11 protein-coding genes are annotated in these 15,334 nt (G+C 71.2%); 5 read left to right on the plus strand and 6 right to left on the minus strand.

Features of this window, described 5'->3' with window-relative positions; all coding sequences use genetic code 11:
- Positions 1-3: 3 nt before the first annotated feature.
- Positions 4-2,697, plus strand: coding sequence for an NACHT domain-containing protein (locus STRCI_RS36415; protein WP_269663253.1), 2,694 nt, complete (start codon positions 4-6; stop codon positions 2,695-2,697).
- A gap of 27 nt (positions 2,698-2,724) precedes the next feature.
- Here the strand turns inward: STRCI_RS36415 and STRCI_RS36420 are convergent, their stop codons facing one another.
- Positions 2,725-3,021, minus strand: a complete 297-nt coding sequence (locus tag STRCI_RS36420; protein WP_269663254.1) for a hypothetical protein — start codon at positions 3,019-3,021, stop codon at positions 2,725-2,727.
- A gap of 108 nt (positions 3,022-3,129) precedes the next feature.
- Entirely contained in the window at positions 3,130-4,932 is a 1,803-nt protein-coding gene (locus STRCI_RS36425; protein ID WP_269663255.1) for an SIR2 family protein, read from the minus strand.
- A 117-nt stretch (positions 4,933-5,049) separates the two neighbouring features.
- Between STRCI_RS36425 and STRCI_RS36430 the strand changes: the two genes are divergently transcribed.
- Together STRCI_RS36430 and STRCI_RS36435 are read left to right on the plus strand one after the other, a co-directional pair.
- Positions 5,050-5,583, plus strand: coding sequence for an SRPBCC family protein (locus STRCI_RS36430; protein ID WP_269663256.1), 534 nt, complete (start codon positions 5,050-5,052; stop codon positions 5,581-5,583).
- On the plus strand, positions 5,573-6,775 hold the full coding sequence (locus STRCI_RS36435) for an MFS transporter (protein WP_269663257.1): 1,203 nt from the start codon (positions 5,573-5,575) through the stop codon (positions 6,773-6,775). Before STRCI_RS36430 ends, STRCI_RS36435 begins: the two co-directional genes overlap by 11 nt.
- Before the next feature lie 2 nt (positions 6,776-6,777).
- Here STRCI_RS36435 and STRCI_RS36440 read toward each other — a convergent pair whose 3' ends face one another.
- From STRCI_RS36440 to STRCI_RS36450, 3 genes are all read right to left on the minus strand, one after another.
- Positions 6,778-7,188, minus strand: a complete 411-nt coding sequence (locus tag STRCI_RS36440) for a DUF5959 family protein (protein WP_269663258.1) — start codon at positions 7,186-7,188, stop codon at positions 6,778-6,780.
- Between the two features lie 51 nt (positions 7,189-7,239).
- A complete protein-coding gene (locus STRCI_RS36445) occupies positions 7,240-8,580 on the minus strand; it encodes a metallopeptidase domain-containing protein (protein ID WP_269663259.1) in 1,341 nt (446 codons plus the stop codon).
- An 84-nt stretch (positions 8,581-8,664) separates the two neighbouring features.
- Positions 8,665-10,107, minus strand: a complete 1,443-nt coding sequence (locus STRCI_RS36450) for a Gfo/Idh/MocA family protein (RefSeq protein WP_269663260.1) — start codon at positions 10,105-10,107, stop codon at positions 8,665-8,667.
- Positions 10,108-10,404: 297 nt separating this feature from the next.
- Between STRCI_RS36450 and STRCI_RS36455 the strand changes: the two genes are divergently transcribed.
- Both STRCI_RS36455 and STRCI_RS36460 read left to right on the plus strand, forming a co-directional pair.
- The gene (locus tag STRCI_RS36455; RefSeq protein ID WP_269663261.1) at positions 10,405-10,842 is read left to right on the plus strand and encodes a hypothetical protein; all 438 of its coding nucleotides are present in this window, start codon (positions 10,405-10,407) and stop codon (positions 10,840-10,842) included.
- Entirely contained in the window at positions 10,839-14,522 is a 3,684-nt protein-coding gene (locus STRCI_RS36460; protein WP_269663262.1) for a tetratricopeptide repeat protein, read from the plus strand. The genes STRCI_RS36455 and STRCI_RS36460 overlap by 4 nt, the downstream gene beginning before the upstream one ends.
- A 9-nt stretch (positions 14,523-14,531) precedes the next feature.
- Here the strand turns inward: STRCI_RS36460 and STRCI_RS36465 are convergent, their stop codons facing one another.
- Positions 14,532-15,254, minus strand: coding sequence for an FAD binding domain-containing protein (locus STRCI_RS36465; protein WP_269663263.1), 723 nt, complete (start codon positions 15,252-15,254; stop codon positions 14,532-14,534).
- Positions 15,255-15,334: the final 80 nt, after the last annotated feature.

Raw genomic sequence — 15,334 nt, forward strand, 5'->3', positions numbered from 1 at the left:
GCCATGCGACACAACAGAGCGTGGTGGCCCTGGTTGATCGGCGCGGTCGGCGCCGCGGTGCTCGTCACGGTGGTGGCCCTCGTGGTCGGCTCGGGCGCGCAGGCGGCGGCGACCTCGCTGAGTGTGCTGATCTCGGCCACGGCCGGGCTGTTCAGCTGGTCCTGGCACCGGTCCCGGCCAGCCGCCCCGGCCACCCGGACCGAACTGGAACAGGCCGCGGAGGCGCTCGCCGCCATGGTGCGCCGCCAGTGGACCGAGGAGGCCGCCGCCCAAGGGCTGCTGGATCCCCACCCGTTGGCGGTCCGCTGGCGCAGCGGACAGACCGAGGCCGGGGACCACGTCCGGATGGTCGGCCGCACCCTGTCCGGCCGCAGCGACGACATCGCGTCCTTCGCCGCCGCCTTCCGCGCCCTGCCCCGCCGAAGACTCGTGGTCCTCGGCGACCCGGGCGCGGGCAAGACTGCGCTCGCGATCCTCCTCGTACGGGAGTTGCTGAGGGACCCCGAACCCGGCGAGCCGGTCCCCGTCCTGCTGGACCTCGCCCCGTGGAACCCGCGCCGCGAACCCCTGCTGGACTGGATGGCACGCCGCATCCACGAGGACTACCCGGCGCTGCGCAACCACGAGACGTACGGCCGGGACGCGGCCCGCAAACTCGTCGCCGAGGGACGGGTCCTGCCGGTCCTGGACGGCCTGGACGAACTCCCCGCCGAGCTGCGGCTGCGGGCGCTGGCCGCCGTCAACCACGCCATCGCCGTGCACGGTCCGCTGATCCTGACCTCACGGCAGGCCGAGTACCACCGCATGGTGACGGACACCGACGTCGTCACCGCCGCGGCGGTCGTGGTCGCGGAGCCGGTCGGGGCGGCGGACGTGGCCGAGTACCTGCGCAGTGCCGTGCCGCCCCGGCGCAGCGCCGCCTGGCAGCCGGTCCTCGACGAACTCACCGGACGGCCCGAAGGCCCCGTAGCGCAGGCCCTGTCGGTGCCGTTGAACGTCTGGCTCGCCCGCACCGTCTACGCCTCGCCCGGCAGCGACCCGGCCGAACTCATCCGCTCCACCGACGCCGACAGCCTCCAGCACCATCTGCTGGACGCGCTGGTCCCGGCGGTGTTCTCCGCGGAACCGACGGCTGGGGACCCCTCGGTGCCGGACGTGCGCCGTACCGCCGCCACCCGGTGGCGGCCCGAGGACGCCCGGACCTCGCTGAGCTTCCTCGCCGCCCACATCAAACGGCAGGGCACCGACGACATCGCCTGGTGGGAGCTGCACCGGGCACTGCGCCCCTCGCCGGCCGGCCCGCTGTCCGGACCGGTCGCCGGAGCGGTCGTCGGGCTCGGCGCGGGCTGCATGGTGGGCGACTACTTCCACTGGGCGCTCTCGCCGTTCGAGCGCTTCGTCGGCTTCCTCGTGATCACCCTCGCCACGGCCGTCGCCGCCACGGTCATGATCAGAATTGCCTACGTCGGAGGCGGCACCCGGCCGGCCCTGCGCGCCCGGCGTCCGGTCTCCGTGGAGATCCCGCGCCGACTGGGCGTCGCCGTCGCCGTACTGCTGCCGCTCGCCGTCGCGGTGGGCGCGGTGATCGAGCACTGGGCGAGGACCGCCGCCGGCACGGACATGGGCCTGGACATGGGCGTGGCCGCCTACACCGGGGTCAAGGCGGGCGCCGCCTGGATGCTGTTCATGGCGCTGCTGGCCCTCGGCGTGCTGTGCTGGGCGCTGCTGCGCCGCGGCGCCCTCTCGCGACCGCGCGCCCCGGGCCACCGCCGGGCCCAACTCCAGCGGATCCTGGTCTTCTTCGTGCTGTTCTGGCTGGGCGCCGAAATGGCGGGCTTCCTCGGCTATCTGTCGATCCGTCAGGTGGTCGGGCAGTCGATCACCGACGTCTCGATCCTCAACCCGGCCGAGACCGTCGCCTTCGTCAACCGGCGCGCGACCTTCCGCGCCTGTGTCTTCCTGCTGATCGCCGGGATCATGGCGGGACTCGACCTGCCGGGCGGCTCCTCCCGCCCCACCCGCCTGGAGTTCTCCGCGCCGCCGCGCGTGCTGGGCGCGATGCTCCCCGCCTGCCTCGGCCGAGGGCTGCTGTTCGGCATCGGACCGGCCTTCCTGCTCGCCGTCGTTACCCCGGCGTCCCCGACCATCTCCTGGTGGGAGCGGCTGGCGGCCGCCTTCGCCTTCGGCGCCTTCTTCGGCCTGCTGTTCGGCATGGGCCTCGCCGTGCTGCGGTGGGCCCGGATGCCGGCCGACCTCGAACAGGAGACCCCGCAGTCGACCCTGCGCGGGGACCGCACGGTGGCCGGTGCCCTGATGGTGCTCGCGCTGCTGCCCCCGCTGCTCAAGTGGATCATCACCACCGAGGGGCACCTGGCGCGCAGCGAGAACCTCGCCGTGCAGGGCGTCGGCCGCTGGCTGGAGACCCTGGAGGCGAATCTGGCGATGGGGCTCGCGGTGGGGCTGCTCGCGGTGTCGAGCACCGCCTGGTTCACCTACCGCGAGTCAGGACTGCGGCTGGCCGCGGCGAAGCGGCTGCCGCAGCACCCGTTGTCCTTCATGGAGGACGCCCGGCTGCTCAGCGTGTTGCGGCGGGTCGGGCCCGTCTACCAGTTCTGCCACGCCGAGTTCAAGGACCGGATCGTCTCGGGCGCCACCGCGGCCGGTGACATCACCCGACCGGGCGGCGCCCGCGTCTGACCACCTGTTCCGGCGGTGTTCCGGCGGCTACTCCGAGGCGTCCAGCCAAAGGCGGTTCTCCGCCTGGCGCTTGGCGACCTCGACCGGTGAAACCACCTTCATCTGAAGGGGATCACCGTCCTCCGGGACCTCTATCAGGGTCCCCTCGGGCACCAACATGCAGATGCCGCCGCACGGACACTTCTTCTTCGCGGCCCAGTCGTACTGTTGTTGACCCAGGTCGAGGATCTCCTTGACCGTCCACTTGCCGTCGTCCCGGTGCGGTACGTTCACGGTGACGCCCCCGGTGTCGATCGAGAAGCCGTTCTCCGCGGATGTCGTCATGGTCCACTCTCCTTGCGTGTGGGGGGGGGTGAAGTCCGCCTGAACTGGCGGCTCTTGGCCCACGCTAGGCCGCCTGCTCACCCCCCGCCACCGGAGCGGGACGCACCGTCACCGCAACGGCTCCCGGCGCGCCGCCTCCTCCGCGCACAGCACATCCACCACCGCGGCGGCCGTATGCGCCCGTTGGAGGTCCCCGTCGAACGCCCCGCTGCGCAGCATGGGCCAGCCCTCGGAGAACCGGGCCTGCACCCGCGCCGCCACCCGCAGCCGTCCCGTGCCGTCCCAGCGGTCGGCCAGCGTGAACTCGCCGAGCGGCGCCGGGGTTTCCGAGCGGTCGGCCCGGACCAGCGCCATTAGGTACTCGGCGCGGTCGAAGGCGTCCGAGACCGCCCGGTCGCTGTCCGCCGCAGGTTCGGCCAGCACCTCCCGCAGCCGCCCGCGCAGCCAGGTGCTGTGCGCCGTGTGCACGAGGCCGGGCGGATACGGCCGGTCCAGGAGCGCGTTGAGGGCCCCGTCGCCGCCGAGGACGTCCTCCGGGCGCAGCGCCAGCACCGCGGGCCGGGGCTCGGCCGCCGCCGGATCGGCCAGCACCGGCTCCAGCAGCAGCCGGCCGAACAACTCGTCCCGGCCCGCCAGAGCGGCGGCGCCACCGGCCGCGCACAGGGCGAGCAGCGCCGGGTACAGGCGCGGCCCGGCGCTGTCCCCGGGGACGTTCAGCAGCCGTTGCAGCGCCCGCACCCACACCGCCGTATGCGCCTCGGCCTCGTCGTGGAAGGCGCCCACCGCCAGCAGATGGAGCAAGGTGTCGCAGTCGCTCCGGTACCGCGCCAGCAGCTCCCGGTACGCCTCGGGCTCCGCGGGCCGTGCGCCGGGCGGATACCGGTCGCCGTCCGAGAGGCGCTCCACGACCCGCGTCGCCTCGGCGTCCACCAGCTCGTGCAGCGCGATCCGGCGCACCGGGTCCGGGAGCGCGCGCTTGAGACGGGCCACGGACAGCTCGCGCGTCGGCGCGGGCTCCGTCAGCCGGTCCAGGGCCTCGACCCGGTCCAGCAGACCGGGAAAGAACTCCTTCGCCGTCAGCCCCCGGACCACCACGGCACCGTGCCGGGCGACGAGTTCGGCGGCCCGGCCGTGCACGCCGTGCGAGGCGGCCCAGAAGAAGGGGTAACGGCGGGTGGCGCGGCGCTCGAAGCAGGCCGACAGGGCGTGGTCCCACTGCGCGGACCAGCCGCACACGATCAGCCCGTACTCGTCCAGCACCTGATCCACCAGACCGGCCCACGCCGCCGGGTACTCGCGCAGTTCGTGCTCGGTGTTGCGTGCCTCCAGGTCGGTCAGGTCCCCGTGCAGCTTGACCACCGTCGCCCGCGCGTGTGCCAGCGGCGTCATCCCGCGCAGACTGTCCGGGCCGTGCACGACCTGCGGCTGTACGCCCGCGGCGGCCAGCGCCTGCTCGGTGAGCCGGTCGAAGTTGGTGGTCAGCACCACCCGCACCCAGCCCCGCGCCATCAGCCGGGCCACCGCGTGATGCGCGGCCCCGGGCCGCCTGAGCCCCTCCTCGCCCGGCTCGAAGTAGCCGCGCAGCAGCTTGTGCCGGGCGGCCGGGGTGTCCCCGAGGGCCTCCAGCAGACCCGAGTAGCCGAGCGGCCCGCCGTCCCCGTGCCGTGCCCACCAGCCCTCCGGATCGGCGGCGGCGAGCTCCTCGTCGGCACCCTGGGCGACGGCCGCCCGGCGCACCAGATCCGAGACGATCTCCCATCCCGTCGGCACACCGGCGTCCCGCGACATGCCCGCGCCGAGCAGCAGGGCGTACACACCCGGCCCCGCGTGCACGCACATGGAGAGGGAGACCAGGGGGTCGAGACCGCGCACCGCGGCGGCCGCCGTCGGCCTGTCATGGGGGTCCGTCATGGTCTCAATGTGCGTCGACGGGCCCGCCGGCCGGCTCCCGACACTCCGTATCGATTACACCCGATACGACCATCTTCATTCGGGTATGGGTGTTCGAGACGGAAGGACTCCCTCCCCATGACCACGCAGCCCGCGATCAACTGGCCCGACAAATACCTCCCCGGCACGGGAGACAACTTCGTCTCCAACGAGGTGATCGTCCAAGGACTCACCGCCGCCCAGGTCTGGCACCCCCTGACCGACACCTCCACCTGGGCGTCCTACTTGGACCACATCACCGCCATCGCCTTCCCGGAGGGCGGCGGCCCCGTACTGAAGGATGGGGTCCCCTTCACCTTCGACCCCGTCGGCGTCGCCTCCGTGAGCACCCAGTTCGCCCGGGTCGTCGAGTGCCGGGCCCCCGCAGAGGGCACCCCGGGCCGCCTCTCCTGGACCGCGGAGCAGGACGGCACGCCCGAGCAGCGGCTCGAAGTCCTGCACGGCTGGCTCGTCGAGGACCTGCCCGGCGGCCGGGTCCGTGTCCTCACCCAGGAGACGCAGATCGGCCGGATCGCCGCCGACCTGGCCGCGCAGCTCCCCAACCCGATGCTCAACGCCCACCAGAACTGGCTGAACCGCCTGACCGGCTTCAGCGCCGCCCATGGACGGTGACCTGCGGGGCTGGCGTCCGTGCCTGCTCGCCGGAGCGGTCTTCGCGGTCTGCATGGCCGGCACGACGCTCCCCACCCCCCTCTACGGCCTCTACCAGGACAAGTTCGACTTCTCCGAACTCACCGTCACCGTCGTCTACGCCGTCTACGCCTTCGGGGTCATCGGCGTACTCCTGCTCGCGGGCAACGCCTCCGACGCCGTGGGCAGACGGCCGGTGCTGTGGTGGGGCCTGGGCTTCGCCGCCGCCAGCGCCGTCTGCTTCCTGTTCGCCACCGCCCTGGGCTGGCTGTACGTCGGACGGCTGCTGTCGGGCCTGTCCGCGGGCCTGTTCACCGGGGCCGCCTCGGCCTACGTCATCGAGCTGGCCCCGCGCGGCTCCACCCGGGGCACCTTCGTGGCGACCGCCGCCAACATGGGCGGCCTGGGCTGCGGACCGCTGCTCGCCGGGGTGCTCGCGCAGTACGCCGACTGGCCGCTGTACCTGGTCTTCGTGGTCCATCTCGCCCTGGTGGCCTGCTCGGCCGCGGTCCTGCTGCGACTGCCGGAGACCGTACGGGAGCGGCGGCCGCTGAACACTGTACGGCCGCAGAAGCCCGGCCTGCCGCCACGGGTGCGGCCGGTCTTCGGGCCCGCGGCGGTCGCCTCCTTCGTGGGATTCGCCCTGTTCGGGGTGTTCACCTCGGTGAGCCCGTCCTTTCTCGCCCACTCCCTGGACGTGCACAACCGGGCGGTGAGCGGACTGGTGGTCGCGCTGGCCTTCTTCTCCTCGACGGCCGGTCAGCTCGCCGTCGGCCGGGTCGGCGTGGCCCGGTCGCTGCCGCTCGGCTGCACCGCGCTGCTCGCCGGGCTCGCGCTGCTGGCGGGCGCGCTGCGGTGGGATCTGCTGCCCCTGGTGGTGCTGAGCGCGATCGTCGGCGGGGCCGGGCAGGGGCTGTCGTTCCGGGGCGCGCTGTCCGCGGTGGCCCAGGCGTCCGAGGAGGACCAGCGGGCGGCGGTGATCTCGGCGCTGTTCGTGGTGGCCTACGCGGGGATCTCGGTGCCGGTCATCGGCGTGGGCCTGCTGGTGTCGCCCATCGGTCTGGAGGGCGCCGGGCTGGTGTTCATCGCGTGCATGGCGGTGCTGGTGACGGGGGCGGGTGTCTATCTGCTGCGCCGCCCGGTACCGGTCATGGAGCCGGGCGGGGTGCGCTAGCGTCAGCCCTCGTCCGACGGCCAGGTCCGGCGGACCAGCTCCAGACGCTCATAGGCGTCGTCGAACCAGGAGTCGACCAGCGGCACGGTCACCGTGACCGACGTGAGGGACATCGAGGGGTCCCTCACCGTGACCCGCGCCCGCTCCTCCGCCACGTCCCGCTCGATGACCATCGAGGGCCCGCGCGAGAACTCACGCCACCCGGCGTCCTGCCCGGCGTCGAGCGCGTCCAGCGCCTCCTGCCACTCCCGCAGCTCACCGGGGAAGACCCAGACCTGGAGATCGCCTTTCACGAAGGGCGTGTCGATGACGAAGCCCCCGGTCAGCACGTCACCGTCGGCACCGCTGATCCTGAGCACGACGCTGTTGCCGTCGCCCTCCAGCCGCACCAGCTCGATCGGCCCGTCCGCCATCGGTTGCCCTCCCCGCCCGCTGATCCGGTCGAAGGATAGCCTCCGCCCACGTCACCAGGAGACCAGCACCGAGCCCGGGACGGGACCGGCCTTGACGGTCAGACCGTCCACGGCGACACTGCCGTCGGCCCAGGTCAGTTGAGGTGTCTGGGTACCCGTTCGCCACACGCCGTTTCCGCCCGCGGTGAGGTCGGGAGCGCCCCGGTGCATGGGCGCGCGGGAAGGGGTGACGTGCCAGATGAGGAGACCGTCGCCGGGGAAGTCGGCGTCGTACTTGCGGCCCCCGGTGGGAGAACGGCGTTCGAGAAGGAAGTACTCCGAGGCGCCGTGGCTCGGATGCCACAGGATGACGGCGCCGTCCGGCCGCTCGGCGGAGATCTCCAGGACCAACGCGCTGCCGTGCGCCGACAGTTCCACCCGCTCCGGCTCGCACCAGCCGAGCGCGAGCTTGTGCCAGGCGTCGAGATGGACGGTGACCTGGTCGTTGCTGAAGAACGGGTACGCGCCCATCAGCGTGAGCAGGTAGTTCATGCTCCCCGGGTTGTACATGTCCAAGGTCCCCAGGGAATGCGAGACCTCGTGCCCGATCTGGTAGAAGGGCGTATGGGCTCCGGCGAACGCCAGGCTCAGCTCCATGGTCTTGGTGACGGACACCGGGAACACGCTGACGGTGAACGGGACGGACTGGGTGCTGCGGTTGGCGGGCCAGCGATAGCGGTGGTTCTCCACCACCAGCACGACCAGTTCGTCGGCCGTCACCACCGAACTCGCGTCCACGTCCATGCCGACGAGCACGTAGGGGAACCGGCTCGCGATGCGCTCGGCCACCTTCTGTACGTGCGTCAGTTCGTCCGGGTTGCCGAACGCCCCCATCGAGACAGGCCCCAGGACTCCGGCCCGGGTGAACCAGAAACGCCCGCCCGAGCACTCCTGAACGTATTCGGTCAGGCTCGCGGGGTTGACCGGCGTGGTGGTGAACGGCGGCGTGGGATGTCCGAAGGCCAGCTGCTCGTAGTACTCGAGTGGATGCTCGGAGGTCAGGTCCAGGAAGCCGTCCTGTCCGTCGTCGTCCCATTCCAGGAGGACGACCACCAGCGGCCGCGGCCCGAGGGCCTTGCGGCCGCCGACCCGGATGCTGCCGTGGCCGAACTCCTCCAACGACGGTACGGGCGTGGGCGGTGGTTCCTGCGGCAGCGGCGCGTCGCACCCGGCCGCCTCCATCTGGGCCCGCACATCGTCGATACGAAGCTCCAGGAGCTCCGCGCGCTCCTGGAGCTGTGCTCGACGGGCGCCGAACGGTTCCGTGAGCAGGTCGCCGAGGACCTGCTGAAGTTCGGTGGCGAGATCACGGGCTCTCTTGCGCAGTGCCTTGCATGCCGCCGGTTCAGGCATGACGTACAGCCTTTCCGTGCTGCGAGCCTCTCCTACGACGCTACGCCTGACCTGCGCCGACGGCATGTCGGGTGAGTGGCGGGGTCAGCTGGGCGGCATCTCGCTCGGCGCGGAGTCCAGACCGCTGCGCCGGTTCACCCAGGAGCCACGGGTGAAGTCCGGAACGGCGACCGGACGGCCGGCCGCGGCAAGGGACTTGACGCTCAGCGGGATCGGCGAGCACCACACCGCGCCGTCGTAGACGTCCATGTCCGGGACGAGGCCGGCGCGCATCTGCTGCACCGTGCGCCACTGCAGGACGTAGTCCATCCCGCCGTGACCGCCGTTGTTGGCCGCGTCGTCGCCGATCTTCACCCACAGCCAGTGGTCGAACTCCTTGCGGTAGGCGTCGAACGCCCGCCAGTTGTGACCGCTGTGGTCGGGCTCCAGATAGATCCGGCCGCCGCCCGCCGACATCACCCCGGCGTAGTCCTCGAAGATCCCACGGCTGCCCGCCAGCGAGTTGATACGGCTGTACGGCCGGGGCGAGCTGACGTCGTGCTCGGCGCGGATCACCCGGCCCTGCGCGGTGTCGATCAGACAGGTGACGAGGTCACCGTTGATGTACGTCTCCTTCCAGCTCGGATGGGACTTGTCGACGAAACGCTCGCGGTAGTCGGCGAGACCGTGCGGCTCGGTGGCGGTCGCGCGCAGCGCCGTCATCCGGTCACCGCGGTTGATGTCCATCGCCGCCGCGATCGGGGCGAGTCCGTGCATGGGGTAGAAGGACGCGGTGCTGCGGGTGTGCCACAACCTCCGCCAGGCGTCGGTGTAGTACGTGTCCGAGAACAGCAGCTCGCGCAGATCGTGCAGATACCCGCCGTGGCCGTTGGTGACCTCGCCGAACAGCCCGTCGTGGGCCATCTTGAGCATCGCCAGCTCATTGCGGCCGTAGGAACAGTTCTCGGACAGGATCAGATGCCGACGGGTGCGCTCACTGGTGTCGACCAGATCCCACAGCTCCTCCAGCCGGGTGGCGACGGGCAGTTCGACGAGGACGTGCTTACCGGCGAGCAGTGCCGCGCGCCCCTGCTCGTAGTGGAACTCCCAGGGCGTGGCGATGTAGACGAGATCGATGTCGTCCCGGCGCAGCATGCGCGCACAGGCGTCGGCGGACCCGCCGTACTCGACCGGGCGCGGATGCCCCTCGGCGACGAGCTTGTCGGCGGTGCGTCTGGCCCGTTCGGCGCGGATGTCACAGACGGCGGTCACGGTGCAGCCCGGAACGGCGGCCCACCCCGAGGCCATACCGTGCCCCCGGTTGCCGAGCCCGACGAGCCCGACGCGAACCGTGCGGTGCTCCCCGAACGGCACCCCGATCATCGACTTCTGCCCCGGCCGTCGCGAGGGCGTGCCTTCAACGGTCGGTGCTGCGGCGGGGGTTGGCGAGGCGGAGGCGGCCCCGGAACCCAGCCCGGCGACCACAGCACCGGAGGCCAGGGCCCCTCCCATGACGGTACGGCGTGAGACAGCAGCGTTTTCATGCATGGCGCGGATCGCTCCCTAATGCGTGGCGGCCGGCTGCTCTTGCTGCCGCACGACTCTGTCCACGCGAGCGCCATGTGTCAATAGGTGCTTGAAAAGAAGGAGTTACGAGCAGAATCGAGCATGAACGGTGCAACTGGCCTGACGCCGCTGTAGCGTTGGCCGGGACACGTACGGAGTGGAACGTACGAGCCGCGTGTCGCTGAACGTATTTGCCTGAACGCGCAGTGTTGTCCGCGCCGGTAAGTCGCTACGGTCTGAGGCGAATTGGTACGGGACGTGCGTGAGCAAGGGGGCGCGATGCTCGCGGAGACCTTGGTGGCACTGGCGGCGGCGGGTGGTGCGGCGGTGGTTCAGGCCGCGGGAACGGATGCGTGGGAGGGGCTGCGGTCCCGGCTGGCGCGCTGGTTCGGGCGCGGGAACGCCGAGTCGGAGAGCAGGGAACTGGAACGGCTGGATCGCAGCGCCGACGATCTCGCGACCCTCGATGACGGCGAGGCGACGCAGGTGAGAGTGCGTCAGGAGGCGGCCTGGCAGGCCCGTATCGAGGCGCTGTTGGAGAGCCTCGGAGACGGTGAGCGGGAACGCGCGGCGCAGGAGCTGCGGGCCCTGCTCGAAGAGACCGGCCGTAGGTCGGCCGGGGGAGAGGGGGTGCACCACAACACGTTCCACGGGAACACCGCGTTCCAAGTCGGCGATGGCAACAGGCAGGACAATCGCTTCGGCCCGCCGGCATGACCAGCCCCGCGGCGACGCCGTCCGGCAGCGGAGGGCCGGGCCATGTCTTCCACGGCCCCGCCCCCTTCCAGAGCGGTACGGGCAACGTCCAGTACAACCGGTTCGTCTACCAGTGGCAGCCCGCGTACCGGATCGAGGACTTCCCCGCGGCGCCCCGCCGGATTCGGCATCGGGACCTCGCCGAGCAGCCCTCCCGGCTCCTGCGGGCAGGACACCAGGTGGTGTCCTTCACGGGGCGCAGCCCGGAACTGAACGAACTGGCACAGTGGCGCGACGACCCGGCGGAGCGCCTGGCCGTACGTCTGACGCACGGCCCCGGAGGACAGGGCAAGACGCGGCTGGCGGCACACTTCGCCGAACTCAGCCGCCGGGCACAGTGGTCGGTCTGGCAGGCGTCCGTCAACGAGGCCGGCGCGGATCCCCTCGACACCACCGCCCCCGGGCCCACCGCGCGCGGGGTACTGCTGGTGGTCGACTACGCCGAGCGCTGGCCCGTACCCGACCTGCGCAGGCTGCTGCGTGAACCGCTGCTGTACCGGGGCGGCTTCCCCGTGCGGGTGCTGCTGCTCGCCCGGCCGGCGGGGACCTGGTGGGACAGCCTGGCGACGTGGCTCGACGACGAACTCGATGCCCGGGCGGACGCTCGACCGCTGTTGCCGCTGGCCGCCACCGTTCGGGGCGCCGGCCAGCTCTTCGAGCAGGCTCGTGACCGCTTCGCCGAACACCTCGGGCTGCCCCGCGACCAAGCGGTGTCGATCAGTCCACCGGCCGAGCTGGACATCGATGACGACTATGCCCAGGTCCTGACCATCCACATGGCCGCCCTGGCCGCGGTCGACGCCCGGATCCACGGCGACCAAGCCCCCAGGGATCCCGCCCGGGCCTCCCTGTACCTCCTCAAGCGCGAGCGCGCCCACTGGTCAGCCCTGCACGAGCGGGAGTCCCACCCCCTGGGCACCACACCGATCGCCATGGGCCGGACCGTCCTGACGGCCACCCTCACCCGGCCATTGGCCCGGCAGCACGGCTGGACCGCCTTACGTCACGTGGGGCTAGCCGACTCCACCGAAGCGGCCAACACCCTCCTCGATGATCACCAATACTGCTATCCCTCGGCCCGCCGGGACAGCGTCCTCGAACCGCTCTACCCCGACCGCCTCGGCGAGGACTTCCTGGGGCTGACCATCCCCGCCGAGGACCATCCCGTACCGGACGCCGTCACCGACGACTGGGCCCAGCACGCGGCCGAGCGTCTCCTCGCCGCCCCCGCCCAGCCGGTTCCCTGGACTCGCGAGGCCCTGATCGTGCTGATCGAGACCGCCCGTCGCTGGCCGCACATCGCGACCGGTCAGCTCTACCCCCTGCTCACGAGCCATCCTGAACTGGCCCTGCGGGCGGGCGGCGCGGCCCTTGCGGCGCTGGCCAACCTGGACGGCATCGATCCGGCGGTCCTGGAGGCGATCGAGCCCTGCCTGCCCGCGGAACGCCACACGGACCTGGACATCGGCATCGCGACGGTCGTGTACCGGCTGGCTCATCATCGACTCGGTGCGACCCGGGATCCGGCGGAGCACGGACGGGTACGCGATCACCTGGCCCGGCGCCTTCATTACGCCGGGCTGCGGGCGGAGGCGCTCGTGGCCGCCGTGGACGCGCTGCGCGCCTGGCGCCACGTCGTACGGATCGATCCGGGGTACCGTCCCGGCTTGGCCAACTCTCTGTACGGGCTGGCGCTCCATCTTTCGGCGGTCGGCCGTTTCCAAGAGGCTCTGGCCGCATGTGAGGAGGCCGTCTCTCTCTTCAGAGTGGTGGCGGACGTCGACCCTGACGCCTATCAGGAAAATCTGGCCGCGGCGCTCGTCGAATGCGGCGGCCACATGTCCACCCTGGGCCGATACCGGGAGGCTCTGCCGCTCATCGAGGAGGGTGTCGGCTGCTTTCGGGCACTGGCCGAGACGTACCCCAGCCTGCAGCTGAGCCTCGCGCGCGCACTCATCAACCTCGGCAAGGACCTGTCGGAGCTGGGGCGTCACGAGGAAGCCCTCGCGGCCACGGAGGAGGCACTCGCTCTCTACCGGAGATCGGGCACCAATCCGGCCGCCCATGAACCCGACCTCGCGCTTCTGCTCACCAACCTCGGCAAGCAACTGTCCGAGCTCGGCCGACATGCGGAGGCCCTCGCCGCCACGGAGGAAGCAGTCGCTGTCTACCGGCGTCAGGCGGCGACCAACTTCGCTGCTCATGCCCCTGACCTGGCCCGGGCGCTGTCCAACCTCAGCTCGTACTTGTCGATGGCGGGCCGCAGGGAGGACGCCCTCGTTGCTGTCGAAGAGGCACTGGCCGTCTACCGGCCGCTGGTGGACGCGGACCCTACTGCCTTCACACCCCTTCTCGCGGTCTCGCTCTTCAATCTCAGCAAGTGTCAATCGGATCTGGGACGTGCCGCGGAGGCCGTGGCCGCGGCGGAGGAGGCGCTCGCGCTTCATCGAGAGCTGGCCGAGCTCATCCCTGCCGTTCATCGGTACTATGTGGCTTTCTCGCTTTCCAATCTCAGTAAGTTCCTGTCCGATCTGGGCCGTGATGAAGCGGCGCTGTCGGCCGCCGAGGAATCCGTCGCACTCTTTCGCGACCTGAGGGAAGCCACCCCGACCCTTTACGCGGCCGATCTGGCCCGTGCGTTGATCAACCTCAGCCGAGACCTGTCGGACTTCGGCCGTCATGAGGAGGCCCTGGCAGCCGTCGAGGAGGCGTTGAGCCTCTACCGGCCGCTTGCGGAAGCCAACCCTGGTGCTCAGCGGCCTGCCCTTGCTGTCGCCCACTCCCATCTGAGCCGGGTTCTCTCCGCGGCAGGCCGTGCGGAAGAGGCACTGGCCGCCGCTGCCGAGGCCGTGGAGATCCAACGGACGCTCGCGGGGGTGACTCCGGCCGAACCTGCGTCCGGCCTCGCCGACTCACTCGTCACCTTCAGCTACCTCCTTTCGCAGCAGGGGCGCGACGAGGAGGCCCTGCTCGCCACAGAAGAAGCCCTCTCCCACTATCGGCGGCTGGCGACGGCCGACCCCGCCGCGTACGAGCCCGACATGGCCGAAGTCCTTTCCAACCTCGCCATCGACCTGTCGACAGTGGATCGCCCCAGGGACGCTCTGGCGGCGTCGCAGGAGGCACTCCTGATTCACCGTCGGCTGGCCGAGGCCGGCCCCGGCGATTTCCCTGTGCCGGACGACGGCCTGGCCGAGGCGCTCGCCAATGTGGCCCACTATCTGTCGGCTGTCGGACGCTGGGAGGAAGCCGTCGCTCTTGCCGAGGAGGCTGTTAGCGCTCAACGAACCCTGACGGGTCCCGCCCATGCGTCGGATCTCGCTCGGTCACTGACCAACCTCAGCTACCTCTGCACGAAAGCGGAGCGATATCACGAGGCTCTGGCCGCCACCGTAGAAGTGGTGTCGCTCCGTCGGCAGCTCGTGGCGGCCGAGGGTACGGACCACGAATTCGACCTGGCCGAGTGCCTCGTCAATCTCGGCTACGACCTGTCGGCAGTCGGTCGCCACGAAGACGCGCTGGCCGCCACGGACGATGCACTCACCCTGTACCGACGACTTCCCGACTGCGAGCCCGAACTGCGGGAGGCGGGGCAGCAGCGTGCCGAGATACGGCGGCGAATGGAGCCGGACGAGCCCTGAGCCGCTGACTCATTGGTCGGCGGCGCGCGAGAGTACGTCCGTGATCTGATGCCGGACCAGGTCTCGCGCGTCCGCGGAGAGTGCGCCGATATCCGTGCCCTCCACCGCCTGCAGGACCTCCTCCACGCCGGCGTCGTAAGCCGTGTTCGCCGTGAGGAACTCGTAGCCGTCGCGCACCGCCACGCGCAGTTGCCTCGTGCCGGCGGAGTCGGCGTGTACCGCGGTGGCGATGACGAAGGGCGGCGGGCCGCCGGGCTCGGCGTCTTCCTTGAAATAGCCGCTTGCCAGGGGGGGTTGCCAGGTGAGGCTGAGCAGGGTCGGGCGCTTTGCCAGGAGTTCGGTGAGGTCGGTTTCGTAGACGCCCGCCGCGTCGAGGACCGTGGCGCGGGCGTTCAGGACCTGGGCGGCGGGCAGGAGGCAGCGCAGGGTGCTGCCGACTATGTTGCCGCCGACCGTGGCGGCTCGGCGCACCGCGCCGGTGCCTATCGTCGAGGCCGCCCGGCGCAGGACCTCCGGGACGCGGTCGTCGATGCGGTGCAGGACCACCGCCGAGCCCAGCGTCTCCGGGCCGAGGACATTGGCCTCCGGGAGGTTGCGCAACGACATGGCCCGCTCGGGGAAGCCGTCGCGCTGGAACGTCGCCCACACGAGCGTCGCACCGCCGATCGGCAACGCCCCCTCGGCTGCGTGCTGTTGGACCTCGGACACGGACGTGGGCAGATGCAACAACACGGAGCGGCCTGCTTTCCCGATGGACACCGTTCAAACGCGTACCGCATTCTCCCCGCGCCACCGGGGGCGCATGCAGGGTT

Origin of the sequence: Streptomyces cinnabarinus (assembly GCF_027270315.1) — a bacterium.
Lineage (GTDB): Bacteria > Actinomycetota > Actinomycetes > Streptomycetales > Streptomycetaceae > Streptomyces > Streptomyces cinnabarinus.